The sequence below is a fragment of the Pseudomonas sp. R3-52-08 genome, assembly GCF_003851745.1.
Lineage (GTDB): Bacteria > Pseudomonadota > Gammaproteobacteria > Pseudomonadales > Pseudomonadaceae > Aquipseudomonas.
The window spans coordinates 1,543,568-1,561,554 of record NZ_CP027730.1 but is presented as its reverse complement, the minus strand read 5'-3'; the positions used below and the strand labels follow the sequence as shown (position 1 = coordinate 1,561,554).

The following is a 17,987-nucleotide window of genomic DNA, read 5'->3' as shown; positions in this document are numbered from 1 at the left end:
TTACGCAGTCAATCCAAAGTGTTCGGTCACGGCGCGGCTAACCCAGGTCTGAGCCTGGCCCAAGTAGTGGGCCGGGTCGAGCAAACGGTCCAGTTCGGCCGACGACAACTCGGCGCTGATCTGCGCCTCGTCCGCCAGCACAGCACGTAAATGGCGCTGCTCGGCGACGGCGCGCTTGCAGCACTGCTCCAGCAGGTGATGCGCGGTTTCACGGCCCAGGCGTTGGGCCAGCACGATGCTGACGGCTTCGGCCAGCACCAGGCCCTGGGTCAGGTCGAGGTTGCGGGCCATGCGCGCGGCATCCACCTCCAGGCCTTCGCTGAGCAGCAGCGCCTGTTGCAGCGCACCCGATACCAATCGGCAGATCTCGGGCAAGGTTTCCCATTCGGCGTGCCACAGTCCCAGGCTGCGTTCGTGCTCCTGGGGCATGGCACTGAACATCGTCGCGACCAGACCGGGCACGCGGGTCGCGGCGCTGATCAGCACGGCGGCGCCGACGGGGTTGCGCTTATGGGGCATGGTTGACGAACCGCCCTTGCCCGGCGCCGAGGGCTCGAACACTTCCGCCGCTTCGGTTTGCATCAACAGGCTGATATCGCGGCCCAGCTTGCCAAGGCTGCCGGCGATCAGGCCCAGCACGCTGGCAAACTCCACCAGGCGATCACGCTGCGTATGCCAGGGCTGCTCGGGCAAGCTCAGTTGCAGCTCTGCGGCCAAGGCTTGCGCCACCGGCATGGCCTGCTCGCCGAGCGCGGCCAGGGTGCCCGAGGCCCCGCCAAATTGCAGCACCAGCAAACGCGGTTTCAATTCCACCAGCCGCTGGCGATTGCGCGTTACCGCACCCAGCCAGCCGGCGATTTTCATCCCCAGGGTGACGGGCGTGGCGTGTTGCAGCCAGGTGCGGCCAGCCAAGGGTGTCGACGCATGCCGCTGCGCCTGGGCGGCCAGCACATCGCCCAGGCGCGCCAAGTCCGCTTCGATCAACCCCAGCGCGCGGCGCAGTTGCAGCACCAGGCCGGTGTCCATCACATCCTGGCTGGTGGCGCCCAAGTGCACATAGCGCTCGGCCCCGGCATCTGCCTCGGCAATCAGCTTGCCCAGCGCCTTGACCAATGGAATCGCCGAGTTACCCGCCGTGGCAATCGCCAAGCTGAGCGCGTCTACGTCATACAACGAGGCCAGGCAGGCCTGGGCAATCGGTGCCACGGCGGCCTGCGGGATCAGCCCGACCTGGGCCTCGGCCCGGGCCAGCGCGGCCTCGAAATCCAGCATGCCCTGCAGGCGGCCCTGGTCGCAGAACACCTCGGCCATGCTGTCAGCGGTGAAGTAAGCGTCGAACAGTTGGTTGCTCGTGCGCAGTGTCATAACTCATCCCTTACAAATCATGGTGCAAATAAGCGGCCTGTTTGGGCAGACGCAAACTGAACAGGAACGCCACCGCCATCATCGCGGTGACGTACCAGTAGAAGGTGTTTTCCATACCGATGGACTTCAGGCTCAATGCGACCACTTCCGCCGAACCGCCGAACACCGCGTTGGCCACGGCGTACGCCAGGCCCACGCCCAAGGCGCGTACCTGGGGCGGGAACATCTCGGCTTTGACCAGGCCGCTGATGGAGGTGTAGAAGCTGACAATCGCCAGGGCCAGGGTAATCAGGACAAAGGCCAGGAACGGGCTGGTGACGGTTTTCAGGGTCAGCAGGATCGGCACCGTAAACAGCGTGCCGAGGCCGGCGAACCAGAGCATGGAATTGCGCCGGCCGATCTTGTCGGCCAGCATGCCGAACAGTGGCTGCATGCACATGTAGAGAAACAGCGCACCGGTCATGATGTAGCTGGACGTCTTGGCGTGCATACCGACGGTGTTCACCAGGTACTTCTGCATGTAGGTGGTAAAGGTATAGAAAATCAGCGAGCCGCCGGCGGTGTAGCCCAGCACCGTGATGAACGCTTTGCCGTGGTCACGGAACAGCGCGACGATACTGCCGGCGTCCTTGTCTTCACGCATTTCCTTGCTGGTGGTTTCCTTGAGGGTGCGACGCAGCAGCAGGGAGATCACCGCCGCAATGGCGCCGATCACGAACGGAATCCGCCAGCCCCAGGCGCGCAACTCTTCTTCGGTGAGGATCTGTTGCAGGATCACCACCACCAGCACCGCCAGCAACTGCCCGCCGATCAGGGTCACGTACTGGAACGAGGCGAAGAAACCGCGCTGCCCCTTGAGCGCCACTTCGCTCATGTAGGTGGCCGTGGTGCCGTATTCGCCACCCACCGACAACCCCTGGAACAGCCGCGCCACCAACAGCAGCGCCGGGGCCCAGGCGCCGATATCCTTGTAAGTGGGCAGGAAGGCGATGACCAGGGAGCCGGCGCACATCATCAGCACCGAGATCATCATTGAGTTCTTGCGGCCATGCTTGTCGGCCACCCGGCCGAACAGCCAGCCGCCGATGGGGCGCATCAGGAACCCGGCGGCGAATACGCCCGCGGTGTTGAGCAGTTGAACGGTGGGGTCGTCCGACGGAAAAAACGCCGGGGCGAAGTAGATGGCGCAGAAGGCATAGACGTAGAAGTCGAACCATTCGACCAGGTTGCCGGAGGAAGCACCGACAATCGCAAAAATCCGTTTGCTGCGTTCTTCTCCGGTGTAGTGACTGGTTTTTGTTGTCATGGTTTTTACTCAATGGGAACGGTTATAGCCTAGACATACTTTGCAACAACCATGTTCCGCAAGCAGACTTTTCGGCCAGTGTTGCCTGGAGGGCCCTATCGGGGGCAAGCCCCCTCCCACACTTGATAGGCGGCGCGGTCAAAATGTGGGAGGGGGCTTGCCCCCGATGAGGCCCTCCAGCCAACTCAGTAATCGAAGAACACCGTTTCCTTATCTGTCCCTTGCAAAATCACATTCCACTGATGCACACCCGCCGCATCCGGCTTGGCAATCAAAGTGCCGCGCCGCTCGGCCGGTACACACGCCAGCAGCGGGTCATCACCATTCAACGCTTCACCGTCAAAATAAATCCGCGTCAGCAGGTGCTTCACCAAACCACGGGCAAACACCAGCACGACCAGATGCGGCGCCTGGGTCGTGCCCTTGAGTCCCGGCACGCTGCCAGGCTTGATCGTGGTAAAGCGAAAGCGCCCTTCGGCATCCACCGGCACGCGGCCGAAGCCTTCAAAGTTTGGGTCTACCGCCTTGTCCTGCTCGTCTTCCGGGTGGTCGTACTTGCCGGCGGCGTTCGCCTGCCACACCTCAAGCATGGCGTCGTTGACCACCTCACCGTTACCGTCCAGCACCTGCCCGCTGATCGCCACGCGCTCGCCGAGGGTGGCGGCGACGGTCAGGTCTTCGCGGTTAAGCCAGGTCAGGCCGATGTGGTAATACGGCCCGACGGTGTGGGACGTGGTTGCGTAAAGGCTCATCTCATTTCTCCATCGGCGTGGCGTCGCGGCCGCGCAGGACGATGTCCCAGCGGTAGCCGAGGGCATAGGAAGGAATGGTTTTTTCCAGGTCGAAACTGGCGATCAAGCGCTGCTTGGCGCGGGTGTCCGGCACACAGTTGTAGATCGGGTCGTATTCCAGCAGCGGGTCACCGGGGAAATACATTTGCGTGACCAGGCGCGTCAGCACACTCGGGCCGAACAGCGAAAAGTGGATATGCGCCGGGCGCCAGGCGTTGTGGTGGTTGCCCCACGGGTAGGCGCCGGGCTTGATGGTCTGGAACTGGTACCAGCCGTCGGCGTCGGTGACGGTGCGCCCGGTGCCGGTGAAATTCGGGTCCAGCGGCGCATCGTGCAGGTCGCGCTTGTGGTTGTAGCGACCGGCGGCGTTGGCTTGCCAGATCTCCACGAGGATGCCCGGCACCGGCAGGCCGTTCTCGTCCAGCACACGCCCATGAATGATGATGCGCTCGCCCTGGGGCTCGCCTTCATGCTGGGCGGTGAGGTCGTTGTCCTTGGCATCGATGCGCTCGGCACCGATGGTCGGGCCGGTGATTTCCGACAAGGAATGGGGCAGGAACACCAACGGCTGGGACGGCGAACGCAGGTTCGTCGACTGATAGGCCGGGTGCAGGTAATCAGGTTGAGTGCCCGCTTGCGGGCGCCGGTAACCGGGCTTGTCACTCATGGAGCAATCCTCTCTTGTTAGATGCGTTCAATCGCCAGGGCCAGGCCTTGGCCGACGCCCACACACATAGTCGCCAGGCCTTTATGGCCGCCGGTTTTTTCCAGCTGATGCAGGGCGGTCAGTACCAACCGCGCGCCGCTCATGCCCAGGGGATGGCCCAGGGCGATGGCGCCTCCGTTGGGGTTGACCTGCGGCGCATCGTCGGCGAGGCCCAGCTCGCGCAGCACTGCCAGGCCTTGGCTGGCGAAGGCTTCGTTGAGCTCGATCACGTCAAAATCGGTGATCGCCAACCCCAGGCGCTCCACCAGCTTGCGCACCGCCGGCACCGGGCCGATGCCCATCACACGCGGGGCGACGCCGGCGCTGGCCATACCCAGTACCCGGGCGCGGGCGGTGAGCCCGTGTTTTTTCACCGCCTCGCCAGAGGCCAGGATCAGCGCGGCAGCGCCATCGTTGACACCTGAGGCATTGCCGGCGGTCACGGTTTTGTCGGGGCCATTCACCGGTTTGAGTTTGGCCAGCGCCTCCAGGGTGGTGTCCCTGGGATGCTCATCGTGCTCCACCAGGGTTTCGCCTTTTTTATGGGCGACCCGCACCGGTACGATTTCTTCGGCGAAGAAGCCGGCAGCCTGCGCGGCGGCGGTACGTTGCTGGCTGCGCAGGGCGAACGCGTCCTGGTCGGCGCGGGAAATGCTGTAGTCGTCGGCGACGTTATCGGCGGTCTGCGGCATTGCATCCACGCCGTACTGGGCCTTCATCAACGGGTTGATAAAGCGCCAGCCAATGGTGGTGTCTTCCAGTTTCATGCTGCGCGAAAACGCCGCGTCGGCCTTGCCCATCACGAACGGCGCGCGGGACATCGACTCGACGCCACCGGCAATCGCCAGCTCCATTTCGCCGCTGGCAATCGCGCGAAAGGCCGTGCCGATGGCGTCCATGCCCGAGGCGCACAGGCGGTTGAGGGTCACGCCTGGGGTAGTTTCCGGCAGGCCCGCCAGCAGCAGTGCCATGCGTGCCACGTTGCGGTTGTCTTCGCCGGCCTGGTTGGCGCAGCCGAGGAAAACTTCATCAACGGCATTCCAGTCCACCGTCGGGTTGCGCTCCATCAGTGCCTTGATCGGCAAGGCCGCCAGGTCATCGGCACGCACCGTGGACAGGCCACCGCCGAAGCGGCCGATGGGGGTTCGGATAGCGTCACAGATAAAGACATCACGCATCAGGCTTCTCCCGGCGCTTGGCCATGGGCGGCTGCGGTGCGGGCCTCAAGGTCACGCAACGCGCTCAGTTCAACCTCGGTCGGCTCGGCGGTGGTCTCGACCTGCTCGGCAAAACGAATGGCCCAGCCGGTCGCCGCTGTCACCTGCTCACGGGTCACGCCCGGGTGCAACGCGGTGACCACGAACTCATGGGTGCCCTCCTCCGGCTCCATGATGCACAGGTCGGTAATGATGCCGACGGGACCGGCGCCCGGCAGGCCCAGGCGTTTACGCGAATCGCCGCCTTCGCCGTGGCCGACCGAGGTGATGAAGTCCAGTTTGTCGACAAACGAGCGGGACGACTGTTTAAGGATGATCAACACGCTCTTGGCGGAACCGGCGATCTCCGGCGCGCCGCCGGCCCCCGGCAAACGCACCTTGGGCTGGTGATAATCGCCGACCACGGTGGTGTTGATGTTGCCGAACCGGTCAACCTGAGCCGCGCCAAGAAAGCCCACGTCAATGCGCCCGCCTTGCAGCCAGTAGCGGAAGATCTCACCGGTAGGCACCACCGTATCGGCGGTTTCCGCCAGCTCACCGTCGCCGATGGACAGCGGCAGCACCGATGGCTTGGCGCCAATCGGGCCGGACTCGTAGATCAATACCACGTCGGGCGAGGAAGTCAGGCGCGCCAGGTTGGCCGCCTTGGACGGCAGGCCGATGCCGACAAAGCACACCGAGCCGTTCTTGAGGCGGCGCGCGGCGGCGACGGTCATCATTTCATTGGTGGAGTAAGCCATCACTTGGCCTCCTGCGCAGCAGCCAGCTTGGCCTGGAATTCACTGAAGTCGGCGGTGCCGTGGATGTATTCGTCGATCCAGGCGGTAAAGGTCCCACGGTCGCGGGCAATCGGGTCCCACGCCTGGTAGAAACGGTTGTCCCGCTCGTTGTAGCCGTGGGCGTAGGACGGATGCGCGCCACCGGGCACGTGGCACACGGCGGTCAGGGCCCAGGTCGGCAATACGCAGCTGTTCATCGGCGCGTTCAGGTCATCGACGATCTCTTCGACTGTGACGATGCAGCGCTGGGCCGCCAGGGCCGCCTCTTTCTGCACGCCGAGGATGCCCCAGAGCAGCACGTTGCCCTTGCGGTCGGCCTTCTGCGCATGGATCACCGTGACATCCGGGCGTACCGACGGGACTGCCGCCAGCACCTCGCCGGTGAATGGGCAAGTGACCGTCTTGATCAGCGGGTTGACCTTGGGCAAGTCGGAACCGGCGTAGGCACGCAACACCGCAAACGGCAGGCCGGAGGCGCCGGCAACGTAGGCATTGGCCAGGTCGGCATGGCTGTGTTCTTCGATCTCCAGTGGCTGCGGCCAGTGTTTTTCCACGGCGTCGCGCAGGCGATGCAGGGAACCCACGCCAGGGTTGCCGCCCCAGGAAAAAATCAACTTGCGCGCGCAGCCGGCACCGATTAACTGGTCGTAGATCAGATCAGGCGTCATGCGCACCAGCGTCAGGTCTTTTTTGCCCTGACGAATGATTTCATGACCTGCGGCTGTAGGGATCAGGTGAGTAAAGCCTTCGAGCGCGACGGTATCGCCGTCGCTCACGAAACGCTTGACCGCATCACGCAGGGTGAGAATTTCAGCCATGGGGTTGGGCTCCCGGTGTTGATCGAAAAAGGCGCTGAGGTGACGCCGAAGTGCTTGAAGATTAAGCCGGGGAAATGGGTGGAACAATCCGATAATCGACTCAGTGTTCGATTATCGAACGAATTGTTGCCTACCTAATCTCCTCAACGAACACGATCCAATGTGGGAGGGGGCTTGCCCCTGATAGCGATATATCAGTCAGGAATTAGTCAACTGACCCACCGCTATCGGGAGCAAGCCCCCTCCCACAGTTAACCGCGCCAGACGTCAGGTCGCGTCGGCATGGCTGACCATGCCTTTGATCACCACGGCAGCGGTGGCCAGCGCAGCCGGAATTACCAATGCCGTCAGCACCTGCTCGAAATTCCAGCCCAGGCCCAGCAAGGTAGCCCCCATCCACGCCCCCAGAATTGCACCGAAACGGCCAATACCGAGCATCCACGACACACCGGTGGCGCGGCCTTGGGTCGGGTAGAAACGCGCGGCCAGGGAGGGCATCGCCGATTGCGCACCGTTGACGCACATCCCGGCCATCAGCACCAGGGTGGCCAGTAAGGTGATATTGCCCAGGCTCTGCCCTACCGCGTAGGCAAACACCCCGGCCAGCAGATAGAAGGTGCCGATCACCTTGTGCGGGTTGAACCGGTCCATCGCCCAGCCCACGCCCACTGCGCTCAATACGCCGCCAAACTGGAACAACGCGCCGATGAACGCGGCCTGTTCCATGCTGGCGCCACTGTCGCGCATCAGGGTTGGCAGCCAACTGGTGAGCAGATAAACGATCACCAGGCCCATGAAGTAGGTGAGCCACAGCAACAAGGTGCCGGCGCTGTAGGTGCCAGAGAAAATCACCGCGAGCACGTTGCGTGTCTTGACGGTCTTCTGCTCCGGCACGCTGAAGGCGCTGGCCTGGGCAACGATAGCGGGCTCAATAGGAGACAGGGTTTTGCGCACCTTGTCGGTGCCACGGTTACGCACCACCAGATAACGCGCCGATTCCGGCAACCACACCAGCAGCACGGCGGCCAGGATCAACGGCAGTATGCCGCCGATCAGCAACAGGCTGTGCCAGCCGAACGCCGGGATCAACTTGGCCGAGATAAACCCGCCACCGGCCATGCCCAGGTTGAAGCCGCAGAACATGCTGGTCACCAGCAGCGACTTGTGCCGCTCGGGCGTGTATTCAGAAAGCAGCGTGGTGGCGTTGGGCATGCCGGCGCCCAGGCCCAGGCCCGTCAGGAAACGCAACACCAGCAGTTGGTCGACATTGCTGCTGTAGGCCGATGCCAGGCTGAAAGCGCCAAACACCAGCACCGCGCCCACCAGCACGCCTTTGCGCCCAAAGCGGTCGGCCAGCGGGCCGGAACCCAGCGCGCCGAACACCATGCCGATCAATGCGGCGCTCATCACCGGACCGAGGCTGGCGCGGTCGATGCCCCAGTCCTGGGACAGCGCGGGCGCGATAAAGCCCATGGCGGCGGTGTCGAGGCCGTCGAGAAAGACAATCAGGAAACACAGGATCACCACACGCCATTGATAACGCGACAACGGCTGGGCGTTGATGAAGGACTGCACGTCCAAGGTGGTACCGACAGAGGGCTGATTCATTATTTTTATTCCACACCGATGGCGGGTCAGCGACCGGGGGTCGCCGTTATTATTGGAGCGCTTGGGAGCGCTGCCGCACATTAATGAGCCAGGGGAAACAGCGTCAATCGATCAAGCCGGGATCTGTGCGGTCACCGAACACTTAGGCAAACAGTTGCGTACTCAGCTCGCGGCTGGCGCTGAGCATGCTCGGCAGGAAGCGCTGCTCCAGCTCGCTGCGGCTGACCCGCCCGGCATGAGTACTCACATTGAGTGCGGCCAACACCTGGCCGGACGCGTCGTACACCGGTACGGCGATGGAGCGCAGGCCCTGCTCCAGTTCCTGATCGACGATGCACCAGCCTTGCTGACGAACCTGTTGCAGGCATTCGAACAAAGCCTCGGGCGTGGTCAAGGTGCGACTGGTCTTGGTTTGCAGGTCGGCGTGGTCGAGATAATCCTGCAGCGAGGCATCGTCCAGGGCGGCCAGCAGGATACGGCCCATGGAGGTGCAGTACGCCGGCAAGCGGCCACCCACGGAAAGGTCCACGGAAATCAGGCGCTGAGTGGTGGCGGAACGGGCGATGTACAGAATGTCATCGCCTTCGAGGGTCGCCATGTTGCAGGCTTCGTGAAGTTGTTCGCTCATGCGGTCCAGATAAGGCTGGGCCGACACGGCCAAGGGCGTCGATGACAGATACGCATGGCCAAGCGTCAGCACCTTGGGCAGCAACGAGTAGGTACGGCCATCGGTGGTGGCGTAACCGAGCTTGATCAAGGTGTGCAGGCAACGGCGCACGGCAGCGCGGGGGATTTCGGTGCGGTGGCTGATCTGGGCGATCGTCAGGTGACGCTTGCGCTCCTGAAACGCCTGCACCACGGCCAGGCCACGGGCCAGGGAGGTCATGAAGTCCGGATCACCCGTGAAGGCCTGGATGCGCTTGGCGGGTGAGGCCACGATCGGCGGCGCCACGGACGCGAAAGAATTGCGCAATTGATCGTTCATTGCAGGGATCCTTTTTCTTGTTTTCAACCACAGAAGGGCTGGCTGTCATTTCTAGCCGCGCCAGTAGAGATGTACAAGACGGGGCCGGCAACATTGGGCGATTATCGGACGATCATTCGATTATCGCAATTTTCAGCGGCCAAGCCTGTTTCAAAGCCTTATGGAAGAAAAACCAGATGACCATGGATAGATATGTTCAGCCAACACTTACGTTGTGATGTAACAAAACCCGCATATGAAGTTGATGCTTTTTAACTTTATGCCGATAGCGTTATTCACATGCATCGCTATAATGCAGCCTGTGCAGAGGTCAGCCCAATTTACCTGTTGGGATCAGAGCTCGCCCGGCGCCGCATACTCGAGCGCAGGGTCGATTAAAGTATCGGATTGAAAAAGCGACCTCGGGTCCCCACTTCAAACTTGGACAGTCCGTCTGTTCAAGTTCGTACACCCCAAGGCGGCCTTTTGGCATGACGTTGCACTTTTATTAAACTCAACTCAATTAGGTATAACTGTGACGAAAGATGAACTGCGCGCGGAACTTGAGCGCCAGGAGCAACGTTACAAGGATGTTTACGGCGGGGAAGTCACCACCTACGCCGCCCAGCCTGAGCCGGAACGTAAGCCATGGCGCAAGCGCGCCAGCCTGCTGGACCAGGCATTCGCCCAGGAAATTCAGAAAATCGAGCAGGAACTCAAGACCGAAGAGCCCTGAGTGCTCTTTGGGTTGGTCCCAGGGTTTTGCTGCGTCTGCCGGCCCGCCACCGGACGAGGGCAGCACGCATTAGCCGCCGCTGGTCGGCGCCCTACTGCCGCCAACGAATTTTCATACAAATGTTTCACACATGACGTTTTCGTGACGAAACCGTGTCTTTTCGCGCCCCGGCGTTAAAAATCAAAGACTTGCCAAAGCCCCGAAAACCCTGGGATACGCCCGTTTCCAGCGGTTTTTTTCCAAGTAGATTGTTACCGATGAGCAGCTAATGCATCGATTACTGAGGTTTTCTGGCATAATCGCGCCCCCTTACGACCGGGTCAGAAAACCTTCATGATCGATTTATTCAGCGGACTGGATGCTTGGGTTCTAGTGAGCCTGTTGCTCGCCCTGGCCTTTGTCCTCGCCTTCGAGTTCATCAATGGCTTTCATGACACCGCTAACGCGGTGGCCACAGTCATCTATACCAAAGCCATGCCGCCACACCTGGCGGTGTTCTTCTCCGGGGTGTTCAATTTCCTCGGCGTGCTGCTCGGTGGTGTGGGTGTCGCCTACGCCATCGTGCATTTGCTGCCGGTGGAGTTGCTGATCAATGTGAACACCGGCCATGGTCTGGCGATGGTCTTCTCGTTGTTGGCGGCGGCAATCACCTGGAACCTGGGCACCTGGTACTTCGGGATCCCGGCCTCCAGCTCCCACACCCTGATCGGCTCGATCCTCGGCGTGGGCCTGGCCAACGCCCTGATCAACGATATTCCCCTGGCTGACGGTGTGAACTGGCAGAAAGCGATCGATATCGGTGCGTCCCTGGTGTTCTCGCCGATGGCCGGTTTCCTGGTCGCAGCCCTGGTGCTGATCGGCCTGAAGTGGTGGCGCCCGCTGTCGAAGATGCACAAGACCCCGGACCAACGCCGCAAGCTTGATGACAAGAAGCACCCGCCGTTCTGGAACCGCCTGGTCCTGGTGATTTCCGCCATGGCCGTGAGCTTCGTACACGGCTCCAACGATGGGCAGAAAGGTATCGGCCTGATCATGCTGGTGCTGATCGGTATCGTGCCGGCGCAGTTCGTGCTCGACCTGGGCAGCACCACCTACCAGATCGAACGGACCCGCGACGCCACTGTGCATCTGAGCCAGTTCTACCAGCGCAATAACGCCACCCTCGGCGAGTTCCTGGCACTGGGCAAAAGCGTGAAGGACGACCTGCCGGGCAAGTTCCAGTGCAACCCGCAGCAGACCGAGCCGACCATCAACGCGCTCGTTGACACGCTCAAAGGTGTGTCCGACTACCACTCGTTGAATGCCGACCAGCGCATTGAAGTGCGTCGCTATCTGCTCTGCCTGGACGATACCGCGAAGAAAGTCGGCAAGCTGCCTGGCCTGGATGCGCGTGAGAAATCCGACCTCGACAAGCTGCGCAAAGACCTGACCGCCACGACCGAATACGCGCCGTTCTGGGTGATCCTCGCGGTCGCACTGGCCCTGGGCCTGGGCACCATGGTGGGCTGGAAACGCGTGGTACTGACCATCGGTGAGAAGATCGGCAAGCAAGGCATGACCTATGCCCAGGGCATGTCGGCGCAGATCACCACCGCCACCATGATCGGCTTTGCCAATATCTTCGCCCTGCCGGTGTCGACCACCCACGTGTTGTCTTCTGGCGTGGCCGGGACCATGGTCGCCAACAAAAGCGGCCTGCAAGGCGGCACGGTCAAGACCATCCTGATGGCGTGGGTGCTGACCCTGCCGGCAACCGTAGGCCTCTCGGCCGGGTTGTTCTGGCTGGCGTCCAAGGCGCTGGGCAGCTGATAGCGGCCTGCAATGAACAAGGTGCGATTCGCGAGAATCGCACCTTTTTTATGGCCCTGATGATCGTTCCCACGCTCTGCGTGGGAATACGCCCCGTGACGCTCCGCGTCACCCATGCGCAGGCCTCAACAGCGGACGCGGAGCGTCCGAGGCGGCATTCCCACGCAGAGCGTGGGAACGATCGGCCAAAAAAAAAGGCGACCGAAGTCGCCCAAAATGCCTTGCGTGCCCTGTAACCCGGAAAGACTTATGGTTTTTTACGCTTGTGTGCGTCTTTCCAGATAAAAATGCCAAACCCTACAAAAAACAGCACCATGAGGCTTACGGTCAGCACTCCGGCAAATACCACATTATCGATAAACATGACCGGCCTCCTGCACTTGCCCTGTTGCGATAGGGCTAAGTTAATCGAGAAGGCGGATTGGAAAATTGACGGGGATCAATGTCGCCCTCGACGGGGCGTAAAGAAAGGCAATAACTGACCTGCATCAACGGAGGCCAGTTGATTCAACGTTTTTTCGGCTTGTTCTTCGATTTCTTCTTGGCTTTACCCAGGGGCATGGCCTGTTCAAACGCCTGGCGCACTTCATTCAGGCGTTTGTCATTGAGATCATGCACACGCTTGGCGCGCTCGGCATTCAGGTCGATCAGCTTGTCATCATCACTCATGGCTTGGCTTACGTTATGGCGGGAATGTCGCAATAATGCGGCCTCCTCCGCTCGACCGCAAATCAGCTGGCGATCAAACCTCGATATCCACCCACAGGCCCTGGCGCGGCGCGTCTTCAATCAGCGGCGCCACGGGGACAGTATTGTCGGCATTGAGCAGATCGCCGGGGATCGGCAGGTGCTGCTCGGGATCCTCGCTGGCTTCACGCTGACGCTTTTGCTGCTCTTGCTGACGGCGCTGTTCTTCGCGCAGCAAAAAGGTCGATTGCTCGGCATCGCCTTTTTTCAGGTCGATGGTGCTCTCGTTGGAGCCTTGTTGAACCGGCACCACAGGCGGAATATCCGGCTTCTGGCGTACCGGATCGAGTTGTGACGTGACCGGCACAACGCTGACGGGCAGCATGGGTGGCAACATAATCTTGATTCTCCTGGTCAACAGGCTGTCGGCGCGCCCCAGGGCGACTTGAACATTGGCTGGCCAAGCTGTGACCCAGTCGACACTTATGAGTGCCCGCCACCCGTCGATTCGGCCTGCGGGCCTGGACGCTGACGCAGTAGTTTTTGTCAGAGTACTTTTTGTCAGAGTACTTTTTGTCGGAGTCCTTGGGCGTGGAGCCTTGTTCCGTTAAGATAGTCGGCTTTTTCACGGCGGGAGTCAGGCAGCATGGCGCAGCAGTATCAACCGGGGCAACGCTGGATTAGTGACAGCGAAGCAGAGCTGGGGTTAGGCACCGTTCTGGCACAGGACGGCCGCTTGTTGACCGTGCTCTATCCGGCCACTGGCGACACCCGCCAGTATGCGCTACGGAATGCGCCCCTCACCCGCGTGAGGTTTTCGCCGGGCGATAGCATCACCCATTTCGAAGGCTGGAAGATGACCGTGCAGGAAGTCGACGACGTCGACGGCCTGCTGGTGTACCACGGCCTCAACGGGCAGAACGAACAGGTCACCCTGCCGGAAACCCAACTGTCCAACTTCATCCAGTTCCGCCTCGCCAGCGACCGCCTGTTCGCCGGGCAGATCGACCCGCTGGCCTGGTTCTCGCTGCGCTACCACACCCTGGAACACACCAGCCGCCAATTGCAGTCCGCACTGTGGGGCCTGGGCGGCGTGCGTGCGCAACCGATTGCCCACCAACTGCACATCGCCCGTGAAGTCGCTGACCGTATCGCGCCACGGGTATTGCTCGCCGACGAAGTGGGCCTGGGCAAGACCATCGAAGCCGGCCTGGTGATCCATCGCCAGCTGCTGTCGGGCCGTGCCAGCCGCGTGCTGATCCTGGTCCCGGAAAACCTGCAGCACCAGTGGCTGGTGGAAATGCGCCGGCGCTTCAACCTGCAGGTTGCGCTGTTCGACGAAGAGCGCTTTATCGAAAGCGACGCCACCAACCCGTTCGAAGACACTCAGCTGGCGCTGGTCGCCCTGGAATGGCTGGTGGACGACGAGAAGGCCCAGGACGCGCTGTTCGCCGCGGGTTGGGACCTGCTGGTGGTCGACGAAGCCCACCACCTGGTGTGGCACGAAGAAAAAGCCAGCGCCGAGTACTCGCTGGTCGAGCAACTCGCCGAAGTGATTCCCGGCGTGTTGCTGCTCACCGCTACGCCGGAACAACTGGGCCAGGACAGCCACTTCGCGCGCCTGCGCCTGCTCGACCCGAACCGTTTCCACGACCTGCACGCCTTCCGCGCCGAGAGCGAGAACTACCGCCCGGTGGCCGAAGCCGTGCAGGAGCTGCTGGACAAGGGCCGCTTGTCGCCCGCCGCGCACAAAACCATCCAGGGTTTCCTCGGCAATGAAGGTGAAGCCTTGCTTACCGCCGTCAACGATGGCGACAGCGAGGCCAGCGCGCGCCTGGTGCGTGAACTGCTCGACCGCCACGGCACCGGCCGCGTGCTGTTTCGCAACACCCGCGCCGCCGTGCAGGGGTTCCCCGAGCGTAAACTGCACGCCTACCCGCTGCCTAACCCAGATGAATACATGGAGTTGCCCCTGGGCGAACATGCCGAGCTGTATCCGGAAGTCAGCTTCCAGTCGCAGCCGGACATCGAGGAAGACAACCGCTGGTGGCGCTTCGACCCGCGCGTCGAGTGGCTGATCGACCAGCTGAAAATGCTCAAGCGCACCAAGGTCCTGGTGATCTGCGCCCACGCCGAAACCGCCATGGACCTGGAAGACGCGCTGCGCGTACGCTCCGGCATTCCGGCCACGGTGTTCCACGAAGGCATGAATATCCTCGAGCGCGACCGCGCCGCGGCCTACTTCGCGGATGAAGAGTTCGGCGCCCAGGTGTTGATCTGTTCGGAAATCGGCAGTGAAGGCCGTAACTTCCAGTTCTCCCACCACCTGGTGCTGTTCGACCTGCCGTCGCACCCCGACCTGCTGGAACAGCGCATCGGCCGCCTGGACCGGATCGGCCAGAAACACGTGATCGAACTGCACGTGCCATACCTGGAAACCAGCCCGCAAGAGCGCCTGTTCCAGTGGTACCACGAAGCGCTGAACGCGTTCCTCAACACCTGCCCGACCGGCAACGCCTTGCAGCATCAGTTCGGCCCGCGCCTGCTGCCGCTGCTGGAAAACGCCGACGACGGCGAATGGCAGGCCCTGATCGACGAAGCCCGTGCCGAGCGCGAGCGCCTGGAGCAGGAGCTGCACACCGGGCGCGATCGTTTGCTGGAGCTCAACTCCGGCGGCGCCGGTGAAGGCGATGCGCTGGTCGAAGACATCCTCGAGCAAGACGACCAGTTCGCCCTGCCGATCTATATGGAAACCCTGTTCGACGCTTTCGGCATCGACAGCGAAGACCATTCGGAAAACGCGCTGATCCTCAAGCCCAGCGAGAAGATGCTCGACGCCAGCTTCCCCCTGGGCGACGACGAAGGTGTGACCATCACCTACGACCGTAACCAGGCGCTGTCCCGTGAAGACATGCAGTTCATCACCTGGGAACACCCGATGGTGCAAGGCGGCATGGACCTGGTGCTGTCCGGTTCCATGGGCAACACTGCCGTGGCGCTGATCAAGAACAAGGCGCTCAAGCCGGGCACCGTATTGCTCGAACTGCTGTATGTCAGCGAAGTGGTTGCCCCGCGCTCGCTGCAACTGGGTCGCTACCTGCCACCGGCAGCGCTGCGCTGCCTGCTGGATGCCAACGGCAATGACCTGTCCGGCCGCGTGTCGTTCGTGACCTTGAACGAGCAGTTGGAAAGCGTGCCCCGGGCCAGCGCCAACAAATTCGTGCAGGCCCAGCGCGACCAATTGACGCCGCGCATCAATGCCGGCGAAGAGAAAATCGCCCCGCGTCACGCCGAACGTGTGGCCGAGGCCAAGCGTCGCCTGGCGGCAGACACTGACGAAGAGCTGGCGCGCTTGACGGCGCTGCAAGCGGTCAACCCGACCGTACGCGACAGCGAGCTGGTCGCCCTGCGCAACCAGCGCGAGCAAGGCCTGGCCATGCTCGACAAGGCGGCGTTGCGACTGGAAGCGATTCGGGTGTTGGTCGCGGGCTGATAACCGCTGAAACGTGAAAGGCCCGCGCAATGCGGGCCTTTTTTATTGAGTGGCAAATGGCTGTGGCTGTAAGGGCCTCATCGGGGGCAAGCCCCCTCCCACACTCGGATGTATTCACAGTTCAAATGTGGGAGGGGGCTTGCCCCCGATAGCGTCAACTCGGTCTCAAGCCGCAGCCAACGCCGGCACCTCCACCGCACTCAACCCCTCTTTCATCCGTTTGGCATCGCGCACAAAACTGCGCGACGCCTGGAATAGAAACAGCATGGTCAGGAACAACGCCACCGGAATCAGGTACATGGCGTCGTGCAAACCTACAGCCTTGTATGCCTCGGTCATCTGCTCGGCCCCCGCCGCATACATCGCCGCATGGGCAAAGTGATCAGACAGCCCGCCCACCACAATCGGCCCCATGCCACCGCCCAGCAGATACAAGCCGGCAAAGAATAACGCCATCGCCGTGGCCCGCAGGCGCGGTTCAACCACGTCCTGGATCGCTGTGTACACGCAGGTATAAAAGTTATAGGCAAATAACCAGCCCACACTGAACAGCGCGACGAACACGCCGATCTCGATCCGCCCGGCATGCAATGCCCAGGCGGTGGTGAGCGTGGAGATGATCAGACTGCACGCGGCAAACAGCAGCCGGCCATTGGCGACCCGCTGATGGATCTTGTCGGCAATCCAGCCGCCCAAGGTCAGGCCCACCAGGCCGGTCACACCGACGATGACACCGGTGGCCACCGCTGCGTCCTGCAACGGCATCAGGAAGTAACGCTGCAGCATCGGCACCAGGAACGAGTTGCACGCATAGGTGGCGAAGTTGAAGCACAGCCCGGCCAGCACCAGCCACAGGAAGGTCGGCACCGCAAGTACGCGGCGGATCGGGCGGTCGACGCGTTCCTGGGGCACTTGCACCGTTTCCGCCGCGCCGCGTTTGGGCTCCTTGATGTAGAACATGAATACCGCGAGGATCAGCCCCGGTACGGCGGCGATGAAGAACGGCGCCCGCCAGCTGTCGAACGCCTTGACCATCCAGCCGATGGTGAAGAACGCCAGCAACAAGCCCAACGGCAGGCCCAGCATGAAAATGCCCATGGCGCGCGCGCGGCGGTGGGCGGGAAACAGATCGCCAATCAATGAATTGGCGGCGGGGGCATAGCTGGCTTCCCCGATGCCAATGCCCATGCGCACCACCAGGAAGCTCCAGAAACTGCCGGCCAGGCCATTGAGCGCTGTCAGCCCGCTCCAGGCAAACAAGCCCCAGCCCATCAATTTGCTGCGCGAGCCGGTGTCGGCCAGGCGCCCCAGCGGTAGCCCGGCGATGGCATAGACGATGGTGAAAGAGGTGCCGATGATGCCGAGCTGAAAGTCGCTCAGGTGCCATTCCATGCGGATCGGCTCGATGATGATCGCGGGAATGGTTCGGTCGAAGAAGTTGAACAGGTTGGCGAGGAACAGCAGGAACAGAATGCGCCAGGCATTCGCCGCTTGGGTCGAGTTCTGCATGGGTCCGTCTCTTTTATTGTTATGAGAGCTGCGATGCCCACTGCATCCTGCTCAGGTATCTGCAACATAGTCAGGCTGGCGGCGCTTGTCTGTAATGATTCGTAAAGCTGATAGGACGTGATTTCACCCGGCATTACGGGGCTTTCCCTACAAAAATATATGTGTGCGCCCCCCTTCCCAATGGCCAGCGCCCGGATAG

At 61.9% G+C, this 17,987-nt stretch carries 16 protein-coding genes; 3 read left to right on the top strand and 13 right to left on the bottom strand.

Features of this window, described 5'->3' with window-relative positions; translation table 11 throughout:
* The 9 genes from C4J91_RS07115 to pcaR form a co-directional block, all read right to left on the bottom strand.
* On the bottom strand, positions 1-1,365 hold the full coding sequence (locus C4J91_RS07115) for a 3-carboxy-cis,cis-muconate cycloisomerase (RefSeq protein ID WP_124361673.1): 1,365 nt from the start codon (positions 1,363-1,365) through the stop codon (positions 1-3).
* Between the two features lie 10 nt (positions 1,366-1,375).
* Positions 1,376-2,671, bottom strand: a complete 1,296-nt coding sequence (locus C4J91_RS07110) for an MFS family transporter (RefSeq protein ID WP_065886164.1) — start codon at positions 2,669-2,671, stop codon at positions 1,376-1,378.
* Between the two features lie 185 nt (positions 2,672-2,856).
* Complete coding sequence (gene pcaG / locus C4J91_RS07105) at positions 2,857-3,423, bottom strand: protocatechuate 3,4-dioxygenase subunit alpha (RefSeq protein ID WP_124361672.1); 567 nt, start codon at positions 3,421-3,423, stop codon at positions 2,857-2,859.
* Position 3,424: 1 nt separating this feature from the next.
* On the bottom strand, positions 3,425-4,129 hold the full coding sequence (gene pcaH / locus C4J91_RS07100) for a protocatechuate 3,4-dioxygenase subunit beta (RefSeq protein WP_124361671.1): 705 nt from the start codon (positions 4,127-4,129) through the stop codon (positions 3,425-3,427).
* Positions 4,130-4,146: 17 nt separating this feature from the next.
* Positions 4,147-5,349 (bottom strand): 3-oxoadipyl-CoA thiolase, encoded by a 1,203-nt coding sequence (gene pcaF / locus C4J91_RS07095; protein WP_177412847.1) that lies wholly within the window; start codon positions 5,347-5,349, stop codon positions 4,147-4,149.
* Positions 5,346-6,128 (bottom strand): CoA-transferase subunit beta, encoded by a 783-nt coding sequence (locus C4J91_RS07090; RefSeq protein WP_177412742.1) that lies wholly within the window; start codon positions 6,126-6,128, stop codon positions 5,346-5,348. The genes pcaF and C4J91_RS07090 overlap by 4 nt, the downstream gene beginning before the upstream one ends.
* The gene (locus C4J91_RS07085; protein ID WP_124361668.1) at positions 6,125-6,982 is read right to left on the bottom strand and encodes a CoA transferase subunit A; all 858 of its coding nucleotides are present in this window, start codon (positions 6,980-6,982) and stop codon (positions 6,125-6,127) included. The genes C4J91_RS07090 and C4J91_RS07085 overlap by 4 nt, the downstream gene beginning before the upstream one ends.
* Positions 6,983-7,249: 267 nt before the next feature.
* Positions 7,250-8,590, bottom strand: a complete 1,341-nt coding sequence (locus tag C4J91_RS07080; RefSeq protein WP_124361667.1) for an MFS transporter — start codon at positions 8,588-8,590, stop codon at positions 7,250-7,252.
* A gap of 142 nt (positions 8,591-8,732) precedes the next feature.
* Positions 8,733-9,575, bottom strand: coding sequence for a pca regulon transcriptional regulator PcaR (pcaR, locus tag C4J91_RS07075; RefSeq protein ID WP_124361666.1), 843 nt, complete (start codon positions 9,573-9,575; stop codon positions 8,733-8,735).
* A 514-nt stretch (positions 9,576-10,089) separates the two neighbouring features.
* Between pcaR and C4J91_RS07070 the strand changes: the two genes are divergently transcribed.
* On the top strand, positions 10,090-10,290 hold the full coding sequence (locus tag C4J91_RS07070; protein WP_003189295.1) for a hypothetical protein: 201 nt from the start codon (positions 10,090-10,092) through the stop codon (positions 10,288-10,290).
* 333 nt (positions 10,291-10,623) lie between these two features.
* Positions 10,624-12,099 (top strand): inorganic phosphate transporter, encoded by a 1,476-nt coding sequence (locus tag C4J91_RS07065; protein ID WP_124361665.1) that lies wholly within the window; start codon positions 10,624-10,626, stop codon positions 12,097-12,099.
* A gap of 247 nt (positions 12,100-12,346) precedes the next feature.
* On the opposite strand, the gene ccoM is transcribed toward C4J91_RS07065, so the two are convergent.
* From ccoM to C4J91_RS07055, 3 genes are all read right to left on the bottom strand, one after another.
* Positions 12,347-12,463 (bottom strand): cytochrome c oxidase subunit CcoM, encoded by a 117-nt coding sequence (ccoM, locus tag C4J91_RS27970; protein ID WP_034096309.1) that lies wholly within the window; start codon positions 12,461-12,463, stop codon positions 12,347-12,349.
* Between the two features lie 143 nt (positions 12,464-12,606).
* Entirely contained in the window at positions 12,607-12,768 is a 162-nt protein-coding gene (locus C4J91_RS27505; protein WP_090408332.1) for a hypothetical protein, read from the bottom strand.
* 73 nt (positions 12,769-12,841) lie between these two features.
* Positions 12,842-13,183: an aspartate-semialdehyde dehydrogenase gene (locus C4J91_RS07055; protein ID WP_124361664.1), complete on the bottom strand. Its 342-nt coding sequence runs from the start codon at positions 13,181-13,183 to the stop codon at positions 12,842-12,844.
* Positions 13,184-13,432: 249 nt separating this feature from the next.
* Here C4J91_RS07055 and rapA point away from each other — a divergent pair, with 249 nt between their 5' ends.
* Complete coding sequence (gene rapA, locus C4J91_RS07050) at positions 13,433-16,279, top strand: RNA polymerase-associated protein RapA (protein WP_124361663.1); 2,847 nt, start codon at positions 13,433-13,435, stop codon at positions 16,277-16,279.
* Positions 16,280-16,444: 165 nt separating this feature from the next.
* Here the strand turns inward: rapA and C4J91_RS07045 are convergent, their stop codons facing one another.
* Positions 16,445-17,788 carry an MFS transporter gene (locus tag C4J91_RS07045; protein ID WP_124361662.1) on the bottom strand — a complete coding sequence of 448 codons (1,344 nt, stop codon included), beginning with the start codon at positions 17,786-17,788 and terminating at the stop codon, positions 16,445-16,447.
* Between the last annotated feature and the right edge of the window lie 199 nt (positions 17,789-17,987).

Coding starts and splice junctions, on each gene's coding strand:
- C4J91_RS07085 (WP_124361668.1), bottom strand. CDS start 6,982: ATGGCTGAAATTCTCACCCTGCGTGATGCGGTCAAGCGTTTCGTGAGC.
- C4J91_RS07065 (WP_124361665.1), top strand. CDS start 10,624: ATGATCGATTTATTCAGCGGACTGGATGCTTGGGTTCTAGTGAGCCTG.
- C4J91_RS07045 (WP_124361662.1), bottom strand. CDS start 17,788: ATGCAGAACTCGACCCAAGCGGCGAATGCCTGGCGCATTCTGTTCCTG.
- pcaG (WP_124361672.1), bottom strand. CDS start 3,423: ATGAGCCTTTACGCAACCACGTCCCACACCGTCGGGCCGTATTACCAC.
- C4J91_RS07055 (WP_124361664.1), bottom strand. CDS start 13,183: ATGTTGCCACCCATGCTGCCCGTCAGCGTTGTGCCGGTCACGTCACAA.
- C4J91_RS07115 (WP_124361673.1), bottom strand. CDS start 1,365: ATGACACTGCGCACGAGCAACCAACTGTTCGACGCTTACTTCACCGCT.
- ccoM (WP_034096309.1), bottom strand. CDS start 12,463: ATGTTTATCGATAATGTGGTATTTGCCGGAGTGCTGACCGTAAGCCTC.
- C4J91_RS07110 (WP_065886164.1), bottom strand. CDS start 2,671: ATGACAACAAAAACCAGTCACTACACCGGAGAAGAACGCAGCAAACGG.
- pcaR (WP_124361666.1), bottom strand. CDS start 9,575: ATGAACGATCAATTGCGCAATTCTTTCGCGTCCGTGGCGCCGCCGATC.
- pcaH (WP_124361671.1), bottom strand. CDS start 4,129: ATGAGTGACAAGCCCGGTTACCGGCGCCCGCAAGCGGGCACTCAACCT.
- C4J91_RS27505 (WP_090408332.1), bottom strand. CDS start 12,768: ATGAGTGATGATGACAAGCTGATCGACCTGAATGCCGAGCGCGCCAAG.
- C4J91_RS07080 (WP_124361667.1), bottom strand. CDS start 8,590: ATGAATCAGCCCTCTGTCGGTACCACCTTGGACGTGCAGTCCTTCATC.
- rapA (WP_124361663.1), top strand. CDS start 13,433: ATGGCGCAGCAGTATCAACCGGGGCAACGCTGGATTAGTGACAGCGAA.